The sequence below is a fragment of the Exiguobacterium acetylicum DSM 20416 genome, assembly GCF_000702605.1.
Taxonomy (GTDB): domain Bacteria; phylum Bacillota; class Bacilli; order Exiguobacteriales; family Exiguobacteriaceae; genus Exiguobacterium_A; species Exiguobacterium_A acetylicum.
In genome coordinates, this window is sequence record NZ_JNIR01000001.1 from 1,137,893 (window position 1) to 1,158,097 (window position 20,205).

At 46.4% G+C, this 20,205-nt stretch carries 22 protein-coding genes and 2 pseudogenes; 14 read left to right on the forward strand and 10 right to left on the reverse strand.

Translation table 11 applies throughout. The features are described from left to right. The first annotated feature begins 108 nt into the window (after positions 1-108). The 7 genes from efeO (at position 109) to P401_RS0106165 (ending at position 5,126) form a co-directional block, all read left to right on the forward strand. Complete coding sequence (efeO, locus tag P401_RS0106140; protein ID WP_029341701.1) at positions 109-927, forward strand: iron uptake system protein EfeO; 819 nt, start codon at positions 109-111, stop codon at positions 925-927. Positions 928-929: 2 nt separating this feature from the next. Further along, on the forward strand, positions 930-1,142 hold the full coding sequence (locus P401_RS18835; protein ID WP_236627084.1) for a hypothetical protein: 213 nt from the start codon (positions 930-932) through the stop codon (positions 1,140-1,142). Further along, a complete protein-coding gene (locus P401_RS17595; RefSeq protein ID WP_236627085.1) occupies positions 1,132-2,163 on the forward strand; it encodes a Dyp-type peroxidase in 1,032 nt (343 codons plus the stop codon). The genes P401_RS18835 and P401_RS17595 overlap by 11 nt, the downstream gene beginning before the upstream one ends. After that, on the forward strand, positions 2,147-3,820 hold the full coding sequence (locus P401_RS0106150; protein ID WP_029341702.1) for an FTR1 family protein: 1,674 nt from the start codon (positions 2,147-2,149) through the stop codon (positions 3,818-3,820). Before P401_RS17595 ends, P401_RS0106150 begins: the two co-directional genes overlap by 17 nt. A gap of 86 nt (positions 3,821-3,906) precedes the next feature. Beyond that, the gene (locus P401_RS0106155) at positions 3,907-4,368 is read left to right on the forward strand and encodes a YflT domain-containing protein (RefSeq protein WP_023468312.1); all 462 of its coding nucleotides are present in this window, start codon (positions 3,907-3,909) and stop codon (positions 4,366-4,368) included. A 93-nt stretch (positions 4,369-4,461) separates the two neighbouring features. Continuing rightward, positions 4,462-4,827, forward strand: coding sequence for a YciI family protein (locus P401_RS0106160; protein ID WP_029341703.1), 366 nt, complete (start codon positions 4,462-4,464; stop codon positions 4,825-4,827). Beyond that, a complete protein-coding gene (locus P401_RS0106165) occupies positions 4,827-5,126 on the forward strand; it encodes a putative quinol monooxygenase (protein WP_029341704.1) in 300 nt (99 codons plus the stop codon). Before P401_RS0106160 ends, P401_RS0106165 begins: the two co-directional genes overlap by 1 nt. 41 nt (positions 5,127-5,167) lie before the next feature. Here P401_RS0106165 and P401_RS0106170 read toward each other — a convergent pair whose 3' ends face one another. Beyond that, on the reverse strand, positions 5,168-5,485 hold the full coding sequence (locus tag P401_RS0106170; protein WP_029341705.1) for a hypothetical protein: 318 nt from the start codon (positions 5,483-5,485) through the stop codon (positions 5,168-5,170). A gap of 79 nt (positions 5,486-5,564) precedes the next feature. Beyond that, complete coding sequence (locus tag P401_RS0106175) at positions 5,565-6,101, reverse strand: flavodoxin family protein (protein WP_029341706.1); 537 nt, start codon at positions 6,099-6,101, stop codon at positions 5,565-5,567. Between the two features lie 145 nt (positions 6,102-6,246). Here P401_RS0106175 and P401_RS0106180 point away from each other — a divergent pair, with 145 nt between their 5' ends. After that, positions 6,247-6,915 carry a hypothetical protein gene (locus tag P401_RS0106180; protein ID WP_029341707.1) on the forward strand — a complete coding sequence of 223 codons (669 nt, stop codon included), beginning with the start codon at positions 6,247-6,249 and terminating at the stop codon, positions 6,913-6,915. On the opposite strand, the gene P401_RS0106185 is transcribed toward P401_RS0106180, so the two are convergent. Then, positions 6,903-7,754 (reverse strand): alpha/beta fold hydrolase, encoded by an 852-nt coding sequence (locus P401_RS0106185; RefSeq protein ID WP_029341708.1) that lies wholly within the window; start codon positions 7,752-7,754, stop codon positions 6,903-6,905. The genes P401_RS0106180 and P401_RS0106185 overlap by 13 nt on opposite strands. A 113-nt stretch (positions 7,755-7,867) precedes the next feature. On the opposite strand from P401_RS0106185, the gene P401_RS0106190 reads away from it, so the two are divergent. From P401_RS0106190 to P401_RS0106205, 3 genes are all read left to right on the forward strand, one after another. After that, on the forward strand, positions 7,868-8,872 hold the full coding sequence (locus P401_RS0106190) for a helix-turn-helix transcriptional regulator (protein ID WP_029341709.1): 1,005 nt from the start codon (positions 7,868-7,870) through the stop codon (positions 8,870-8,872). Between the two features lie 159 nt (positions 8,873-9,031). After that, positions 9,032-9,358, forward strand: a complete 327-nt coding sequence (locus P401_RS0106195) for a hypothetical protein (protein ID WP_029341710.1) — start codon at positions 9,032-9,034, stop codon at positions 9,356-9,358. A gap of 326 nt (positions 9,359-9,684) precedes the next feature. Beyond that, the gene (locus tag P401_RS0106205) at positions 9,685-10,203 is read left to right on the forward strand and encodes a hypothetical protein (protein ID WP_029341711.1); all 519 of its coding nucleotides are present in this window, start codon (positions 9,685-9,687) and stop codon (positions 10,201-10,203) included. A 69-nt stretch (positions 10,204-10,272) separates the two neighbouring features. Here P401_RS0106205 and P401_RS0106210 read toward each other — a convergent pair whose 3' ends face one another. Next, the gene (locus P401_RS0106210) at positions 10,273-10,995 is read right to left on the reverse strand and encodes an SDR family oxidoreductase (protein WP_029341712.1); all 723 of its coding nucleotides are present in this window, start codon (positions 10,993-10,995) and stop codon (positions 10,273-10,275) included. 114 nt (positions 10,996-11,109) lie between these two features. Here P401_RS0106210 and P401_RS0106215 point away from each other — a divergent pair, with 114 nt between their 5' ends. Further along, the gene (locus P401_RS0106215; RefSeq protein ID WP_029341713.1) at positions 11,110-11,463 is read left to right on the forward strand and encodes a winged helix-turn-helix transcriptional regulator; all 354 of its coding nucleotides are present in this window, start codon (positions 11,110-11,112) and stop codon (positions 11,461-11,463) included. 14 nt (positions 11,464-11,477) lie between these two features. Here P401_RS0106215 and P401_RS0106220 read toward each other — a convergent pair whose 3' ends face one another. The 3 genes from P401_RS0106220 to P401_RS0106230 are packed head-to-tail and all read right to left on the reverse strand — an operon-like array spanning position 11,478 to position 14,406. Then, the gene (locus P401_RS0106220; RefSeq protein ID WP_029341714.1) at positions 11,478-12,452 is read right to left on the reverse strand and encodes a hypothetical protein; all 975 of its coding nucleotides are present in this window, start codon (positions 12,450-12,452) and stop codon (positions 11,478-11,480) included. Next, the gene (locus tag P401_RS0106225; protein ID WP_029341715.1) at positions 12,449-13,495 is read right to left on the reverse strand and encodes a DUF58 domain-containing protein; all 1,047 of its coding nucleotides are present in this window, start codon (positions 13,493-13,495) and stop codon (positions 12,449-12,451) included. Before P401_RS0106225 ends, P401_RS0106220 begins: the two co-directional genes overlap by 4 nt. Before the next feature lie 2 nt (positions 13,496-13,497). Then, positions 13,498-14,406, reverse strand: coding sequence for an AAA family ATPase (locus P401_RS0106230; RefSeq protein ID WP_029341716.1), 909 nt, complete (start codon positions 14,404-14,406; stop codon positions 13,498-13,500). Between the two features lie 434 nt (positions 14,407-14,840). Here P401_RS0106230 and P401_RS19225 point away from each other — a divergent pair. Next, a pseudogene (locus tag P401_RS19225) lies at positions 14,841-15,001 on the forward strand (C39 family peptidase); the annotation flags it as partial. A 128-nt stretch (positions 15,002-15,129) separates the two neighbouring features. Then, positions 15,130-16,609: pseudogene (locus P401_RS18275) on the forward strand (IS3 family transposase). 55 nt (positions 16,610-16,664) lie between these two features. Here P401_RS18275 and P401_RS0106245 read toward each other — a convergent pair. The 3 genes from P401_RS0106245 to cadC all read right to left on the reverse strand — a co-directional run bounded on the left by P401_RS0106245 (position 16,665) and on the right by cadC (position 19,982). Then, positions 16,665-17,333, reverse strand: a complete 669-nt coding sequence (locus P401_RS0106245; RefSeq protein WP_003322298.1) for a CadD family cadmium resistance transporter — start codon at positions 17,331-17,333, stop codon at positions 16,665-16,667. 116 nt (positions 17,334-17,449) lie between these two features. Continuing rightward, positions 17,450-19,621 (reverse strand): heavy metal translocating P-type ATPase, encoded by a 2,172-nt coding sequence (locus tag P401_RS0106250; protein ID WP_029341717.1) that lies wholly within the window; start codon positions 19,619-19,621, stop codon positions 17,450-17,452. Beyond that, on the reverse strand, positions 19,614-19,982 hold the full coding sequence (gene cadC, locus P401_RS0106255) for a Cd(II)-sensing metalloregulatory transcriptional repressor CadC (RefSeq protein WP_029341718.1): 369 nt from the start codon (positions 19,980-19,982) through the stop codon (positions 19,614-19,616). Before cadC ends, P401_RS0106250 begins: the two co-directional genes overlap by 8 nt. Positions 19,983-20,205: the final 223 nt, after the last annotated feature.

The following is a 20,205-nucleotide window of genomic DNA, read 5'->3' on the forward strand; positions in this document are numbered from 1 at the left end:
ACCGGTTCAAGCTTTTTTAATTGCGCAAAAATTTTTATTGATAACGATTATCATTGTCGTCTATACTATTTAAGGAACTGACTTAATTAGTAACAGGGGGAACCATACATGAAACAAGCATTATTGATGACAGGGGCGCTCGCCGTCGTTTTAGCAGGTTGTAGTGAAGCGAAACAAGCGGAGACACCGGCACCAAAAAAGACGAATTTTGATCAGGTCGTCACGGATTACCGAACGTATGCGATCAACGAAATCGATACGTTCGTCCGCGAGACGGAAAAGTTCACCGATGCCGTACAGGCTGGCAAACTCGAAGAAGCGAAAGCGTTGTACGCGCCAACACGGATGCACTACGAACGTGCAGAACCAATCGCGGAAGTGTTCGGTGACCTCGATCCGAAAATCGATGCGCGAGCAGGCGACGTTAAAGCGTCGGAGTGGGGTGGCTACCACCGGATCGAGCAAGGGTTATTTGAAAAGGGAACGACAAAAGGCTATGAAGCATACGCGAAACAATTGATGAAGGACGTTCACTTACTGCGGGCGAAGGTCGAGACGGTCGAGGTGACACCAGAATTACTCGTCACGGGGGCGACAGATTTACTAAACGAAGTCTCGACGTCAAAAGTAACAGGGGAAGAGGATCGTTATTCGCATACCGATTTATATGACTTCGTAGCAAACGTCGAGGGTGCTGAAAAAATCTACGAATTGTTGAACCCGGCGCTAAAAAAACAAGATGCGGCGTTATCAAAAGAGATCGCTGCTCGCTTCAAGGATGTCCACGCGTTACTCGATGCGAAGAAACAGGGTGACGGCTACGTCCTCTATACGAGTCTTTCGAAACAGGACGTCAAACAAATGAGTGTCGCCATCAATGAACTCGCGGAACCGCTCTCGAAGATGGGCATCGTACTGGAGGGATAAGCATGAAACCAATCCAAGAAGGTGTCACGCGGCGTGACGTCCTGAAGGTCGCAGGCTTGACGAGTCTCGGGGCCGCCCTGTATGCCAGTGGTCTTGAGAAGTTCCTTCCGCGAACATTGACTGTCGAAGCCAGTGATCAAGAGCCGTTCTACGGAACGTATCAAGCGGGAATTCTGACCCCCCCCACAAAATCACGTCCAAGTCGTGGCGTTTGATATCAAGACAGAGCGACGCGATGAGTTGGTCGATTTATTAAAACGCTGGACGCGGTTATGTGCCAGACTTGCTGCTGGTTTACCGTACGGTGATTCCGAATCCAGTTACGTGCCACCGGAAGATACGGGGGAAGCGGATGGTCTATCTGCCGGGCACTTGACGTTTACGTTCGGGTGCGGTCCAAGTCTGTTTGACGGTCGTTTTGGCATCCGTCATAAACGACCGGAGGCGCTCCAACCGTTGCCGACGTTCGACCTCGATCGTTTAGACGAAAAATGGAGTGGAGGCGACCTCGTCGTCCAAGTCTGTGGTGATGATGCGCAAGTCGTCTTCCATGCCATCCGTAACCTCGTCCGTGTCGGGCGTGGAACGGTCGCGATGCGATGGTCCCAAGCTGGTTTCCAGCGCAGCAAAGCAGCAGATGCCTCTGGTGGAACCCCGCGCAATCTATTTGGTTTCAAGGACGGTACGGGAAATCCTGACGTCTCGAAGAAGCAGGTCCGGAAAGAATCGCTCTTTTGTCAGTGGCAAGACGGGACACCGTGGTTGACGAACGGCTCGTTCCTTGTCGTCCGTCGCATTCAGATGCATCTCGAAGTCTGGGACCGGACGATTCTAAAAGAGCAAGAACGGACCTTCGGACGCGAGCGTGCTTCCGGGGCGCCGCTCGGCTCAACAGACGAGTTCGCTTCCGTCACACCAGCGAAACGACAAACTCGTGGCGAAGCTGCCTTACCGGTTGACTCGCATACCGCTGTCGCGCATGGAGACGGGAAGACAGCCATCTTACGCCGTTCCTACTCGTATCAGGACGGCATCGATGAAAAGACGGGTGCCCTTGATGCTGGACTGCTGTTTTTATCATATCAGCGTTCACCGAAACAATTCATCGAGATTCAGCGCCGGCTTGCCGCACAGGATCGCCTGAATGAATACATCACGCACCGTGGTAGTGCCATCTTCGCCTGCTTCGGTGGGATTTCGAAAGGAGGCTATATCGGTGATGCGTTATTTGCGTAATCTTGCCCTTTTACTTGTACTCCTTATGGCCGGTCAACACACGGTGCCTGTCCATGCTGCTTCGACGGATGATCTCTATGTCGCGATCGGACAAGCCTTGTCCGCTGTTGCAAGTGAAGATCTCGCGGCACTGAATCAAGCGATCGATGAACTGAATCAAGCATCCAAAGACTTACCGGAACAGCAAGCGGCAATCATAAAAGCTGTCAAACAGGTCGATGCGAAACGGTCGGCAACGTTTCCGGAAGTCCGCGAGCAACTGACAGCACTCTCTGCTGCCGTCCGGAAGCAGGAAGAAGCAACGAAACCGAAGATGGACCCGATTGCGAAAGCAAAGGTGAAGCAATTGCTTTCGTTGACGAAAGAGATGCGGCAAGTCAAGGCGAGCGATCGTCCGGCAGCGGAGCAACGGTTGTTGACCGCATGGGCGACGCACGAGAGTCTTGTTCGCAACGACAGTGTCGGTCACTATGGCAACATCGAGATGGCACTTGCTTCGATCCGGATCGCGGCGGCGCGTGATTCCGCGGATACGAAGGAATGGAAAGCCGCACTTAATCAGTTCGATACGGCCGTTCAGTCTTTCCTCGACGGAGAGCAAGTCCAGGCGAAGAAAACGGGACTGCAGTCGCTGCTGACGCCACTCGAGGAGGCACAAACCGCACTTGCGGCAAATGATCTGCCACAAGCGAAACAAGCACTCGAATCGTTTCTGAAGACCTGGCCACGTGCGGAAGGCGAGGTCCGGACACGTAATGAAGGGCTCTATTCCCAGCTTGAATCAGATGTACCACTGTTACTTGCCCGCCTGACGCCGGAAACGCGGGAAAAGACGGCACAAGAACTCCAGTCGTTTGAGAATGCTATCGCACAATTACAAACGAAGACGCATTATACGTTCGTCGATGCAATGCTCGTCATGCTGCGGGAAGGTCTCGAAGCGTTACTGATCATCAGTGCGCTCGTTGCTTTCGCTCGCAAAAGCCGTTCCAAACAAGAAGGAAAGGTTTGGGCAGGCGCCGGGCTTGGTCTGATCGCAAGCGGTCTGTTAGCGCTCATCCTCCAGACGGTCTTTCAGGCCTCGTTCGCGGCGACCGGTCGGGAACAAATCGAAGGCTACACAGGAATCGTCGCGGTCGTCGTCATGTTGTTCGTCGGCTATTGGTTGCACTCGAAAAGCGCCGTCGCCAAACGAAAACACTTTTTATCGACGCTTTCGACGACGTCCTTATTCTTCGTCAGTTTCTTAACGATTTTCCGAGAAGGCGCCGAGACGTTACTGTTCTATATCGGAATGGCACCAGCGATGACGAAGACCGCCCTGTTATCCGGAATCGGTCTTGCGATCATCATCATCGGACTCGTCTCGTATGCGGTCATTCAGATCGGCGTTCGTTTACCGATCCACCGCCTGTTCCAAGTCGCCTCGTGGTTGATTTATGTGATGGCGTTTAAGATTCTTGGTACGAGTCTGCATGCGTTGCAGCTGACGAACGTCTTACCGATTCATCCGATCAATGGACTCGGAACTGCCGGGTGGATCGGCTTTTATCCGACGCTCGAGACGCTCATCCCACAAATCGTTCTGATGATTCTGATTGCGTTGTTTACAATCTGGCAAAAGCGGCGTGCGTCTTCAATCCAGACTGCTGCCTAATCCATTTTTCAATTTCAGGTTTCAACTATTATGTTTCGGGTATAATTTCTTATCAGCAGCTTGCTGCATGAAAGAGAGGGATTTTTATGCTTGAAACACGCATCGTACGAAACATGACCGCTGTCGACGCAGAAGTGACGAGCCTCAAATCAAGTGGCTATTCGAATAAACAAATTTACATCTTTGCAAAAGACGAAGAACTCGCGGAACGCATCGCGAATGACACGCAGACGTTACCATACCGCGTGACGAAGAAGTCGTTCTTCGAGACGTTATTATCAGCTGTCCGCAGTAACCGTAATGACCGAATTGCTCAGTTGTCCGAGCTTGGCATGACGAAGGATGTCGCTGAGGATCTAGAAGATGAAGTCCGACACGGGCGGATCGTCATCGTCGGTTCGAAGTCCGATTTACTGAATCCAGCGTTCGCGGCGTCTTACGTAACGGATGAAGCAACCGATTATGGTGCTGGCGTACCAAAACTTGAAGACGAGGAAACGACGACGACGTTACCAGCCGATCAAAACGTCAAGTTAAAAGATGAATGATACATAAGCCTCCTGTTTCTCAGCGTAGAGACAGGAGGCTTTTGTTTAGCCTTCTCATGGAAGGGAATGGGAAAATTGAGAGGAGGAAAGACAATGCAATTCTTATATGTTGGCTATTACGATGCTGAGCGGATGGATGCTTTATCGAAGGAAGAGATCGATGCTTTGATGTCGCGATGTGATGTGTTGATGAACACCTTCAATGAACAAGTCGATGTCCTATCAGACTGGCACCCGGGACTTACGACACAAGCATTTTACTGGCAGGATGGGGTCGTACAGAAGAATGTAGAGCCGGATCGAACGCATGGAGAGCAGATTGGCAGTTTGATTGTCTTTGAAGCACGTGATTTGGATCATGCGATGGAACTGGCTTCCCTTCATCCGACGACTCAAGTCGCAGAAGGGGAATCTTACGGTTGGCGCGCAGAAGTCCGTCCATTATCAGGTACCTCTTGATGTATGGATTATGGACGACATTTACGACTCAAGCCGGACAACGCGACCACGTCATCGCCCTGTTACTTGAAGCTGCGGCTTCTTTAGAGACTCATCCGAGTTGTCTACACTACATCATCAGTAGTTCTGACGAACCGGATGTGCTACATGTCCGTGAAATCTGGACGGATGCCGCTGCACACCTCGCGTCTTTAGAGTTACCGGTGACGCGGCGTTTGATTACGCAAGCGCGTCCGTTGCTCGAGCGTGTTGAACGCGTGCTCGAAGACCACCCGCTCGGTGGCAAAGGACTCATGTAAACCAAAAACCCCTCCTCTAGTCGAGAAGGGGTTACATGCTGTTAGGTTGTCGTCCACTGGATATCGATGACGTCCGACGCTCGCACCATCCGGCGCATACCTGTCGATGTGACGAGTTCAATCGTTCCGCGGTCATGAAAAATCGCTTGGATCGAACCGGATACCGTATCGAGTTGTTTTAATCGGACGTGGACCGTCTGTCCGGTCCGGACTGCACGTTCCATGATGTGTTGTAAGGAGAGGCGATCACGAACAATCGTCTCTTCGCGTGATTGATACAGATGTTCAAGATGAAGGATATGCTGGCGTGAAGTCAGTTGTTTCCACTTGCGATTCGATCGTTTTTTAGATGCGAACATGGCTGACCACCTCCTGAATTGAGTCGTACGCTAGATAGTCGTGCGCTCTGCTTCAGTTATTTCCCTTCACGAACCGTGCTTAAACACGTGCTCCTGATATTTTTTCACGAAACGCTTCGATTGCCGCAATCGCTTCTTGATCGCGCTCGACCTCACCCGGTGCATTCCCTTCAGCAAGAATCGCTGTCTCAAGCGTCGCGCCAAGGAACGATGCGATATGCTCGAACTGCGTGACGAGCGCTTGTCCTTTAACGCGTGGATTGTCTCCTCCGACCGCGATCAAGTGGAATCGTTTCCCCGCCATCCGGCTTTTGAAGTCGAGCTCTTCGTCGCGCAGTGACTCGCTGAATCGATCGATGAATAGTTTCATCTTCGTCGACATCGAGTACCAGTAAATCGGAGTAATGAACAGGATGTCATCGTGAAGAAGCATCTCTTCGACGATCCGGCGATAGTCATCACCGATCGGCAAAAAGCCTCCGTGATGACGGCGGTCTTCGATCGGCTGAATCGAGACGTTCGCCAAATCGACAGCAACATGAGGGATGTCTTTCAATGCTTGTTCCCCGAGCCATTCACTGTTTCCTTTTCGTGAGCTACCAAAAATCGTATACATAACGTGCATCTCCTTTTGAATTCGATTGTTCTATTCTATTCCAAACTGCACTGTCAATACACCGATATGCTCACAATTGGTTTTGAATAAGGGTTTTGCGGAAAAAGACAAGAAGACGAAAAACAAATAGGGGAGGAACAGTCGAATGGAGAGAAGCACGCTCATTGCGCTAGAAAAACACTTATATGCCATCCACCTCGAGATGGATGGACTGGCGCGACTCATTACGAAACAATTGATTCATTTGAGCCAAGTGGCTGCATCCGTCGAACATTTTCGACGGATGAGCTTTGATATCTATAAACATCGGACGTCACTCGAGCAGATCCCGTCACAAGTCTTGTATGAGACGGCACTCGATTACGAAGATTGGCTTGAGGAAGAGTTTGATGAGATTCCTGCTAGCTGGCAACTGGCGACAAAAGAAGAAGAGGCACTCGAGCAACTCTGGTGGTTCGAATTCTCGCGAATTCAAGCGGAGCTCGAAGAATGGCTCAGTCTTTATCTGATTCGCCGGATTCGAGAAGACGTTCGTTATATGCCGCCAGTGATCGAGAAAAATGCCTATGCTTTATCAGAGGATGCCCGCCATGTTTTTTGGCGTCTCTTACAACGTTCCGTCGCGAAGCCTTCATCGAAGATCAAAGCGAACCAATTGTCATGTCGAATGGGCATCGCTGAGATTGCCCGTTGTGCCCGACTCAATCAAGACCGGACGCGTCGTGCCATCGGTGAACTGACGCGTCGTGGTCTGATTGCAATCGAGGAGGATGATGAGAAGCTAAAAATGCGGCTCCGTCTTCAAGTCATCTGATTGAAGGCGATGAACCGTTCAATCATCCGTTCATCCCGACGTGCGGATGGACCGATCCAGATCAGGTGACCGGGACTTTTCGATTCAATGAACTGCGCGTGAGGAATGCTCCGTCGTGCGTGATCCGCATGCTCGAACGGAACAGCACGGTCTGACTTCGAATGGACGATCAAGACGGGACACGTGACGGCTTCAAGCCGTTCTCGTTCGATGTCTTGTGTGATATCAAACAAGACACCTCGCCCAGGACCATTTTGGAGACCAACTTCATACAACAACGATGCATCCGTCTCACTAATATGAGTACGGATTGTTTCGCGTGGTAAAATACTCGTCATCTCGACCATCCGAACCGCTGCTTCTTCAGGAAACTTGCGAATCTTATCCTTCACGTATGTCCAGAGCCCCCACTGGATGAACTGTAAAGGACGTTGTAAGACCGGTTGTATCAGAAGCCGGTGATAGGGAAGCGAGATCCGGTGTGTCATTGCACACGCTAAGACAAGAGCATGAACGCCTGGATCCATTCCAGCAAGCGCGATTGCTGTCGGTCCACCGGCAGAGATGCCGTAAACGGTGTACTGTTTAATCTGTCGGGATGCCAGCCACCCAGCGTAGAACGTTGCAAGTGCCTCCGGACTATCAGCGAGCTGAAGTGGTGTTCTTCCATATCCCGGACGCGATGGCACGATGACTCGATATCCTGCAGCAATTAATTTTTCGACATGGTAGACTTCCCGGTAATCCGACTGCGTACCATGAATCAAAAGAATGACGGGACCACTTCCGCTATCCCGGTAATCAAAGCGCTGACCGTTCCATTCTGCAATATAATGCATCCAAATTCTCCCATCTCTTAATTATTACCATTTTATTGTTAATCTCGAATTTATTTTCATGTATACTGTAAAGTATAACCAAACCATTGTGACTTAGGAAATGAGGATGCGTAGTGTCAAACGAAAAATTAACGAACCGTGACCGCTTACTTGCTGTACGAGAAATCTTCGAACGTCAGTCGGATGAAGACCATACGTTGACGCTTGAGGAATTGAGCATGGAACTCTCGAAACGAGGATTGATCGAGAAGTTATCCCGAAAATCGTTGAAGGATGATATTGCGGCACTTGCCAAATCAGGTTTCGACGTCGTGGCGGAAGAGACGAAGAATGGGCTTGCCATTCCGTATCATCTCGTCAGTCGTCCTTTTGAGCATCATCAGCTCCGATTGCTCGTCGATGCCATCGCCAGTGCGAAGTTCATCTCGGAAAGTGAGACGACGTCGCTCGTTCAGACGATTCAGTCGTTGACGAGTGATAAGATGGCGGAGTCACTCCAACCGGTGCTACATACTGTCAAAAAACCAAAAGGAATGACGTCGCGCTCGATCGATACGATCCAGAAAGCAATTAGCGATGGTTTCATCATCAGTTTCCAGTACCAAGGAAAGTTTAACGAACGGACGCGAAAGTTCGAGTTACGGAAGGATGGCGAGCATTACCTCGTTTCTCCGGCTCATCTGTTGATGGATAACGGGAATTATTATTTGATTGGACGCGATGAGCGGATCAAAGAGATCCGGACGTACCGGGTCGACCGAATTGTCGATTGTAAAGCGTTCGAACCGATGGAAGAACCGGTCCATGTCGAGCCGAGTTACTTAAGTAACATGTTCAATATGTACGGGGGAGAGAACGAACAGTTGACGCTTAAATTCCAGGAGAGTCTGATGCCGACCGTCGTTGACCGGTTCGGAACAGATATCCGTTGCCGTCGCCTCGATGATCTCTGGTTCGAGGTCAAAGTTGATGCGCTCTTTTCAGATGGCTTCATGATGTGGCTGATTCAGTTCGGCAATCAGGCGGAAATCATCGCACCTGTCGAACGTCGGGAGACATTCAAGAATAAGGTGGCAGGTCTTGCGACGATGTACCAAGTCGAAACACCTGCTCTCTAAGAGCTGAAGCAAGGTTCACTTGACCGTGGATCTTGCTTTTTTTAATTGTCGAGCAAAAAACTTTTTGTCGTTTTTTGTCGGATATTCATATTTGAATATTTTAAGCGAATAGTTCCAGTTACTATTAAGGGTATCTGATACTTATGTAGGAGGAACGACATGCAACAGATGGAAAAAAGCCAATCAAACGGGATGCGGAAACTAGCTGCTTTCCTCTTCTTCGTTTGTTTATCCTATACTTCGTGGTACTTATTCTCACTTTTTGTCTTTCATCTCGTGTTTCCAGAAGATGTCGTGACATCCTTAGATATCGTCGTGTTCGGATTTAGTCCGGTCGTCGCTCTTGTTGTCACCATCGGCTCGCTACGCTTGATCGAACGACGCATGAAACCTAAATTCACACCCCTTTTATTCATCGGGTACACGTTCTCGACAAGTGTCTTGATTTATTACGCGGTCGTGAACGAACTTCTGCCCCGACTGTGACTTGCAACTCCCTAACAATTGGCATATGCTACGCTTATAGCTTGCTAGGTAAGGGGGGATACGATGAACGCACAGTATATCCTCGACTGGATGCCGCTCGTGATTCCTGTCGGTGCCATCGTCTTTATTGTCGTCATTGCAAAAAAAGCTTCGAAAATCGATGCTGAAAAGTAAGGAGACTCCAATCAGGGAGTCTTTTTTTATTGGCTTCTGTTGGTACTTTAATCGCGCGATTTCCCTATTGTACAAAAACATAACGCCACCCATTTTTATGGTATAAAGGAACTAGGTGAAAGACCTAATATCAGGAAATCATGGAGGGACAGATGAAACAGAGAACCGTCATGACTTTACTTGCACTCAGTCTATTGCTTACCGTATGTATGATGAAAAAACCGACGTTGACGCCAAAAGCCAGTACCATCAATCTTACTATCGCTGTCGTCGGAACGGCTCCAGTTCTTGCACGATCCCCGGACTTCCATTCGATTGATTTGGAGGAGATTAAAGGAGATTTACGACGCTACGATGCCGTCATGATCATGCCGAAGTACTTACATCAGGCAGCAGGACGCGACTATGCCTCCGTCTATCGGAAAGCGCAGATTCCCTTTTTCTTTATGGGCTCTCAAAAATCCGTCGAACCGTTCCTTGATCCAAGTCTCTCCTATGAGGATAGCATCTCGGTACCGAATCCGACGTTTGCGGCTGGTATGCTCTATGACGATACACAAGAGACGACCTGGTTGTTCGGGGAGGGGATCGAACGACCGAATCGTTCGGAACAACTCCAGATTTATCACTCAATCTTTCAAACGATTGAACAGAGTCGCCTAGTAAAATAACGCTGACATGAAAACAGACCGAAGTACTTGGAAATATACTCACTTCCGAGCGCTTCGGTCTATTCTTCGTCAATCGAGTTGTTTCGTCGGGGCCAAGACGATTTCTCGAATGTTGACATGTTGCGGTTGCTCGAAGGCGAATAAGACAGTGTCCGCGACGACTTGCGGATCGAGTCCACCGTCAATCGACTGTTTCCATTCGTTATAGCCGTCCTTGATCGCGTCACTTGTCGTATGACCGAGCAATTCCGTCTCGACGACACCTGGTGCGATCGTCATGACGCGGACACCGTGAGATGCGACTTCACCTCGGACGTTCTCACTCATCGCATGAACGGCGAATTTCGTGCCGACGTACGCGGCGTGGTCTGCGAACGTCTTTTTACCGGCAATCGAGCTGATGTTGATGATCGTGCCGGTCTTCCGTTTCACCATCGAAGGAAGGACAGCTTGCATCCCGTGTAAGACACCGAGCGCGTTGACGTCAAACATCTCTTCCCATTCTGCCGCGTCTTGTGTCTCGATTTGACCGAGTAACATCCGACCCGCATTGTTGATGATCGCTTCGACCGGTCCGAACGCTTCCGTCGCGTCTGCTAAAGCAGCATCGAGAGCAGCTCGGTCGGTGGCTGCGACTTGGCGGATCAAGACATCGTCTGAAGCAAGGCTCGTAAGACGATCAATCCGGCGTCCGAGCAATAAGACACGGTACCCTTTCTGAATGAATGTTCGCGCAATCGCATGCCCGATTCCTGACGTAGCTCCTGTGATGGCAATGAATCCTGTTTTCATGATATCGTCTCCTTATTGTTTGATATGATAGATTGAAGATAACAGAGGGAAACCAATCCGAGAAGTACGCACTTTTAGGTCAGTCGGTTACCTTTTGGTAAGGGAGGGAACGGTATGCTGTATCTAAATGAGTTCGATGCGACGATGCGTCAGATTCAAGGCAAGTGGAAAGTGATGATCTTGTACGAGCTACATGAAGAAGGTGCGGTCCGTTTTAATACACTGGAGCGTTATATCCAGGACGTCTCACCGAAGACGCTGACACAGCAACTGAAGCAACTCGAACAAGATGGCTTGATTACGCGGACCGTCTACCCGGAAATCCCACCCCGCGTCGAATATGCGTTGAGCGAGAAAGGTGTTTCCTTGATTCCCTTACTCGATGCGATCTGCGACTGGGGTCTTGCGACGACACCACGCAACCAATTGATGCGCATATTATGCGACGAGGAAGCCCCCGCTCCATGAGCAGGGGCTTTTTGTTAACGTTCGATTTGTTCTCGTACTTGACGGCGGAACGTCTGAATGTCGTAGGCCGGTTCACTTGGACTGAACTCAATCCCGTCGATCAGTCGAGCGTTTGGTGACGCATCCGGGAACTCGATCCGTGTCAGCCATTCAAGCGTCGTCTCTTCATGACGTCTTGGGAAGGCTTGCTCGAGTTGAGAGGCAATCTTCAGAAGCGGATGATGACTATGCCGCTTTGGCGCATGCGCCCGTACCTGCTTGGAGTGCTTGACGGTTTGTTCTCTTTCGATTGCTATGACTTTTCGCTTCCGGATGACATAAAGCGTAACTGCAACTAAGATCACGGTCAGAAGCGTCGTTGCGATCCAAATCCAATCCGGTGTTCCTGCCTGGACGGCAGCTTGCTCCACGTCTTGAACACCTTTGATATTCTCTAGCCCCATTGCCCGGTTCGTCATCGTGTCCGCTTCCCGACCAAGTGGTTCCGTCCAAAGGAATAATGAACCGAATGCTTCAAATAGCGGACGAATCGCACTCGTGACGGATCCGACGAGCGCTTCTTTCGTGAGCCGGAAGACGACAGCGATGATCAGCCCCGCGCTGAGGACTAACGCGATCGTCGGGAAGATACGCCGCCATTCTGTCATGTACGTGACGACGAATGGATACGCAATGACGAAGACCAAAATTAAAAATGCGCCAATTGGTGGTGTCACTCCCGGAAACAATACCATCACGACGCCGATGACCATTGCACTCGTAGCGTATCGCCACGGCGAATCGACCGTATCAAGAAATGCGGTCCAGGCGACGAAGACGAGCGCTAAGACGCTAGCTACGGGAGAGAGGAAAAACAAGGACCCCGCTACGAGTAGCTGTAATCCGATGCGAAGCGAACGATGCGGCACGAAGGCAAGTGCCGGAAGAGCGAGCGCGAGATAGAACGGAACCGGTAACAAACTCGCAAGGAATATCCACCAGAGAATCATGCGCTCACTCCTTTCTGCCGGTGACCGAGATGGATCTCCGCCGTCGTCGACGGTACACTACGTTGCAATCGTTTCGTGAAGTACCGGCGTTCGAGCGGTAGATCGTATTCGGAAATCCGAGCAAGGCATTCCATCGTCCGTAGGAATTGATGTTTTCCCGTCCCAGACGGAACATGGTACCACTGCCCGGATCGGTTGACCATCGAAATCCAGAGGCTGTAGGAAGCCCCTTGTTTCTCGAGTTCACGGATGATCGTCGCGGCACGCGATAATAGTTTCTCGAAGTCCGAGCGGAGGGCGAGTCCGTCTGCGGACAAGCCATCGACGATGACGGCATAATCATGGTTACGTTTCCGGTCATATTGATACGAGTACAGTTCATTCGTCTTCGCATAAGCGGACCAGTAGATCGACTTCGCATCTCCGGAGTAGGGGACGACGGAGTGGAAACTCGAGCGATCGGTGAACGGACTCGAGCGATCAATCGTCTCACCGGGAATCATCCGTTCATTCCACTCGACCGACGCTGGTGCAAAGTCAGGGAAGACGTGACCCAGCTCTTGGATATCAAGCGTCACATAGATTGTGATCAAATGAAACGGATCCGAGATCATGACGTCAAACGACTGAATCCGAATCGTTCCCCGGTGAGCGGCAATGACATCGATTGAAAATGGCGCAATCGTCTGTTTGTTGACATATAAGTGTTGACGCCAAAATTGACTACTCGCATCAGGAAGCTTGATCTGATCCCCGAGCAAGCCAGAAATCGTGATGCGACCGAGTGGTAACTTCGTTGGGTTCGATAACTCGAACGGTATCTGGATCGTTTCCTCTCGAAAAGCGCGAACGGTCTCAAGGAGGCGGACGCGAATCCGCTTCGCAACGTATTCGAGATAATACGGCATCACCCAGCCATATAATGTATAGGCGAGTAATAAAGCCGCAATCCAGACAGGACCATAGAGTCCGACGATGACGCCACTTGCACCTGTCATCGTAAGAATGATGAGGTTAAAGCCTTTTGGTATGATCAATTGCATGATTACACCTCAGTCGGAACAGTGAGTGAATCGAGGACTTGCTCGACGAGACGTTCGTTCGATAGCTTCAGCGTCGCTTCGAGCGTCAAGACGAGACGGTGGGCAAGCAATGGCGTCGCCAAGTGCTTGACGTCCTCTGGTGTGACGTACGTCCGCTCCTGCATCCAGGCCCGTGCTTTCGCGGCTTTTAAGAGTGCGAGCGTCGCTCGCGGACTCGGTCCGATCTCAACGTCACGATGGGCGCGGAGTGCGTCACAGACATCGAGTAAGTAGTTTTCGACGCTATCTTCGATCGATACGGCGACGACTTCCTCTTTCCAGTCATTGAGTTGTTCGAGCGGAATCTGTAGTTCGGCTGCTGTTAAGTGCGCTCCACGTAATAATGCTTTTTCCGCTTGACGTGTCAGGGGAGCGAACGATAATTTGAACAAGAAGCGGTCGAGTTGGGCATGCGGTAATGGGAATGTACCGTGTCCATCGAACGGATTTTGTGTCGCGATGACAAGAAAGTGTTGCGGTAATGTATAAGATGTATCCCCGATCGTCACTTGTCCTTCCGCCATTGCCTCGAGCAATGCTGACTGTGTCCGTGGCGTCGTCCGGTTAATTTCATCGACGAGGACGATGTTCGCGAACAGCGGACCAAACCGTTGTTCAAACGATCCTGTCAGCGGATTGAACAGCTCCATCCCAAGTAGATCGGTCGGTAACGTATCCGCTGTACATTGAATACGTGAGAACTTCGCTTCGAGTGTCTGCGCCAGTGCTTTTGCTAATGTCGTCTTACCGGTCCCCGGACGGTCTTCGAGCAAAACGTGGCCCTCTGCGAGCAAGCCCATCAATAAATGATCAATCACATCGTCCTGACCAAGGACAGATTGTTTGAGTGATGTCCGTAACGTTTGAAACATGGATGATTCCCCCTTTAAGATGCATCGTATTTCTAAAGTGTACGAAAATTCAGAAAAAACCGCTAGTGATTTTCCAGGAATCACGCATAAAGAAATACGTCTATCTTTTATACTACCAGTTTCATCCAAAAGTTTCGTGGAATATCAAAAAAATTGAAACAGGATTATGGGGTACCACCAACAGTTTGACATAAAACCCACGCTAAGCAAATTTCGACATAAAATAAGCCTATGATTCCTACGCTAAGAAATCATAGGCTTATTAGTAACTATTATAGTAGTTTTATTATCTGTATAATTCCAGACATATTTCCATTTGATTATTCATGCAATCAATCCAAACATGCTGGTACTTACCATTTTTAGGGTTCCTTTGTGGTAACTCCTCAGTTTTTTCTATTTCACCTGTGTTGCAAATTAATCTAATAGGGCTTCATAAGCTGCACTCTGTATTAGTAACAGGATATGATATGACCAATGCTATATTTACTTTAGTGATCCACTAGCAAACACAAAGAATAAAAAGGCCAAAATAGCAGACTTTGAAGCTGCATGGGTGCAACTGGGTAGACAAGCAATTACTTATATCCAATAGTTAGTTGGTTAAGGTAGGTTCCGTTATTTGTAAATAAGAAAAACAAAAGTCCCAACTGTTATGATATGCTCCCCTCTAAGTAGACAGATTAAAAACAAAAATCTGTCTACTTAGAGGGGAGCTTTTCTATGTCTTATAAACGTTATTCTCTTGAGTTTAAAACTGACGTTTTACTAGCCTATGAAAAGAGAGAGTGCACTGTAAAAGAGCTCTGCACATACTTCAATATTAACGAGGATTCATTAAGTGAGTGGATGAAGCTTTATGAGAAGTACGGTATAGAAGGGTTACAACGTTCGACCACATGGAAGCCATATTCAAAAGCGTTAAAAGAAGCAGCTGTAAATGACTATCTCTCAGGGGAATATTCTCAAAGGGATCTTGTTGAAAAATATGAAATCTCAAGTAGAAGTGTCCTTCAAAGGTGGATCAACCATTATACTAGTCATAGAGAGTTAAAAGATACTTCAAAAGGAAGGACGAGCTCTATGGCTAAAGGAAGGAAGAAAAACAACTTGGGATGAACGCATACAAATTGTACTTGAATGTCTGAAGAACGGAAAAGATTATCAAAAAGCAGCTTCTACTCATCAGGTTTCTTATCAACAGGTCTATCAATGGGTGAAGAAGTACGAAGATGGTGGAGATGAAGCACTGAAGGATAAGCGTGGGCACAAGAAAGAGGAAGATCAACTCACGCCAGAAGATAAAGCGAATCTTAGAATGAAAGCGTTAGAAAGAGAAAATGATCGATTACGTGCAGAGCTTTTATTCATAAAAAAGTTAGAAGAGATCGAAAGGAGGCGAAAATAAGTCAGATCCGATTTGAGGATAAGTATCTTGCGATTCAAGCGCTTCACCAGGAAAAAGGGTTAAGCATTTCCCTGCTTTGTGACATTGCCGGTATTGCACGATCTGCCTACTATAAACGGCTTAATCGTACCCCTTCGTTCAGAGAAAGACTGAACCAGAAAATCACTGAAGAGATCAAAGCGCTCTATCAAAAAGTAGTTGATGAAACTGGCTGGCTTACGCTCTGTCATTCGTGTCAAAAAAAAGCGATATAAACCCTCTGCCCCTCAACATGTGGCAGAGAACGTATTAAACCGTGAACTCACAGCTGAAAAGCCGAATGAGAAATGGGTAACGGATGTGACAGAATTTAAATATGGCCTATCTAAGAAGGCCTATCTCAGTGTGATTCGTGATCTTTATGACGGATCCATTATTAGCTATGTGCTGGGACACTCTAATAATAATCAACTGGTATTTAAAACGCTTGACCAGGCAATCGTACGATTGCATCAAGAACACCCACTGATTCATAGTGATCGTGGATTCCAATACACCTCTAAGGCGTTCAAGCGTAAATTAGAGGCGGCAGGAATGACTCAAAGTATGTCACGGGTTGGTCGCTGTATTGATAATGGACCAATGGAATCTTTTTTCGGCACGTTAAAATGTGAAAAGTATTATTTACATAAGTATCAGACCTTTGAAGAACTTAACATTGCCATAAATGAGTACATCTATTTTTATAATCACGAAAGATACCAAAAACGATTAAACGGCCTCAGCCCTAAAGAATATAGAGCGAAAGCCGCTTAAATCACTTTTATTATTTCCACTGTCTACTTGACGGGGGGGCAGTTCAGATTATTTTTTAATAATTTATTAAACTCAAAAGGGCACTGAAAGTTTCGTTCTCCACCATGATATAGATTCCTAAACCAATAAAGACAATGGGTATAATCCATCTACCGTAATTCTCTAAGGTTTCAGAGACATGTTTAAAAGCTGCCAAACGATATCCAATAAAACACCAAATCGCAACCATAATAAAGAAAGTAATAACCGTTACTGCTAGTTGGTTCATGGTTAAAGTAGAGAAGAAAGGAACATATATTCCAATGTTATCTCCGCCATTAGCAAATGTTATAAATGCTACACTTAAAAAGACACTATTATACTTTCCAGAATTTAAACTTGAAAGAATTGCATTTTCATCCTCATCTTCTCCCTTTATAAACAACATAATCCCTAAATAGATTGGGATTAGTCCAAGTAATCCTACCCATTTCTCTGGAATTAACATAACTCCAAAAGTTCCTAAGAGACTAACTACTACTAACAAGGTAAAACCTAGATATTGTCCAATAATTATATCCTTAGGGGATATATGCTTATTCTCTGTCTGGTTACCTTTTAAACCTTCACTCGTTTTCACCTGTGCTTTTGCCTGTGAAAATAGCAGCATCAAAACAAAAATATCATCAATATTGGTAACTATAAATGCCCCTATTGCAGAAATAACGTTCAAAATTAAAGTCAATTACATCAACTCACTAACTGATTTTTTATTATATTTAGAAGTTATACTAATAATGAGTCCTTTTTAAAAAAGGAATTTCCATCTGTCTGGAAGAGCCCTTTTTAGCACTTTTTCCTTTATTCTTTCACTCTCATTAGTCGCAAACCATTTAGAGCTACTAGAAGGGTTGCGCCCATATCGGAAAGAATGGCAATCCAGAGCGTTAACCAACCTGGGATAACCAATAGTAAGGCAATAAATTTAATAGCAATTGCAAAAGTAATGTTAGCTTTGATGATATTAAGAGTTTTCCGGCTAAGTTTTACAGTGAATGGAAGTTTTCTTAAATCGTCTCCCATTAGAGCGACGTCTGCAGTTTCTAAGGCTGTGTCTGTACCAGCTCCACCCATTGCAATCCCAACTGTTGAGGCCGCCAATGCAGGTGCATCATTGACCCCATCTCCTACCATTGCTACGTTGCCATACTCGGATCTCAACTGTTTAATAAAGTCTAATTTGTCCTGTGGCATTAATTCTGCCTCTATATCAGATACTCCAACCCGCCCTCCGATAGCATTCGCAGTACCTTTGTTATCACCAGTAAGCATAATTGTTTTTTTGATTCCAAGTTGATGTAACTTTTGAAGAATTTCCTTACTTGACTCACGAACTTCATCAGCAACTGCAATAACTGCAAGTATTTCTTTTTCGGTTCCAATAATCATGGCTGTCTTACCTTGATTTTGAAGAGTAGTAACATTTTGCTCTAAGTCTTTATCGAAATCATTAGTCAATAATTCCTTAAAGAGTTTCGGGCTACCGATGTAATAAGTCGTCCCGTTTACGATACCCTTTATACCCTTTCCTGTGATAGAAGAGAAATCCTCTACCTGTACGTCAGAATAAGTAATGTTTTCTTCTTCTGCTTTTTTCATGATGGCTGAAGCAAGAGGATGCTGAGAACGATACTCCAATGCAGTAATAATGGATAGTAATTCTTTTTCATTTATCTGTTTGTTCAACACATTATAATCAGTTACAGCTGGGACCCCTTTTGTTAATGTTCCTGTTTTATCGAATGCAATAGCCTTTAAGGCGCCCATTTCTTCTAAATACACTCCGCCTTTTACAAGGACCCCTTTTTTCGCAGCATTTCCAATCGCTGAAACAATAGAAATAGGAGTCGATATAACCAACGCACAAGGACAACCAACAACAAGAACAGCTAATCCTTGATAAATCCATGTTTCCCAACTGCCATCAAAGAATAATGGAGGGACTATAGCAACTAATGCTGCAATGATCATAATAATCGGTGTGTAATATTTTGCGAATTTATCAACAAATGCTTGCGAAGGAGCACGTTCCCCTTGTGCTTCCTCTACAAGATGAATAATTTTAGAAATTGTTGTATCTTCTACAAGTTTCGTTATTTCTACTTCAAGTAATCCTTCTTCATTTAAGGTACCTGCAAATACTTCATTATCAACCGTTTTCTCGACAGGGACTGATTCACCTGTAATAGCTGCTTGGTTAACGGCAGAGTACCCACTTACAACTACACCATCCATCGCAATCTTTTGACCAGGTTTTACAATCATGATATCCCCAACAGCAATATCATCAACATGAATCATTATTTCTTGTCCATTACGTCTAACAAGTGCCTCTTTAGGAGCGATATCCATTAATGAACGAATCGATTGTCTTGCTCTATCCATAGAGAATCGCTCAAGTGCTTCACTGATTGCAAAGAGAATAACAACAATGGCAACTTCTGCCCATTCTCCAATAATAGCACCACCTATAACAGCCACTGTCATAAGGGTTTTCATATCAAATTCAAAACGTAGTAAGTTTTGCAAACCAACTTTAAAAAGTGATAATCCTCCGATAAACATGGATGCTAAAAACAATAAGGTAGTAACAATGTTCTCTTCTCCATTCACATACGAGGAAAGATAACCAAAGGCAATCAATAAGGAAGCATAAAGTAGAGTACTATGCTTTTTATAAAACGGCACTTTATCTTCTTTCGTATCTTCTTTTACCTCTTGTGATGCTTGGCGAGCAGATTTTTCAGGTGTCACTTTGAGATTCTCAAATGCACCTGCTTTTTCTAGTTCTTCTATCGTTGCATTACCATAAACAGCAATTTTAGATGCACCAAAATTTACTTTTGCATCCTCAACTCCAGATAGCTGTTTTACATTTTTTTCGAATTTACCCGCGCAGTTTGCGCAAGTAAAACCTTGTACACGATAGGCCTTCATTTCTTGTTCAGATGTTATTGCCTTTTGATCAGACATTGACATTCACTTCTTTCTTATGTTCTAGTACAATCATTATTATTTGTCTAATATGTTCATCGTCTAACGAATAAAACGCTAGTTTTCCTTCTTTTCTATATCTTACAATCCCCTGCTTATGAAGGGTCCTTAAATGATGAGAAGCATTTGCCACCGTAATACCAATAATATTTGCTATATCACACACACATAACTCTTCATCTTGACACAAAGCATAGGTAATCTTTGCCCTATTTTCATCCGCAATTGCTTTTAACATTTGGGCAACACTAACAATATCGATTGTTTTTAAATCACCTTGTATTCGATTGACCTTTTCCTCGTCATAACAAAAAATTTCACAAGTATCTTTCTTATTCACATTATCACCCCATTGATATTCAAGTGTTCACTTGAATATAGTATATACCTTTCCTTGGTTAATATTCAAGTGAATATTTGAATGAAAAACATAAAATGATTTTTCTAATAGTAATTCCCGTTAACGAACGTTTAAGGGAAAAAATTACCTATCTATAGTACACATGATTTTTGGCGTTTTCTAATCCCTAAACCCTTCCTGTATTCATCTTCCCTAAAATTGA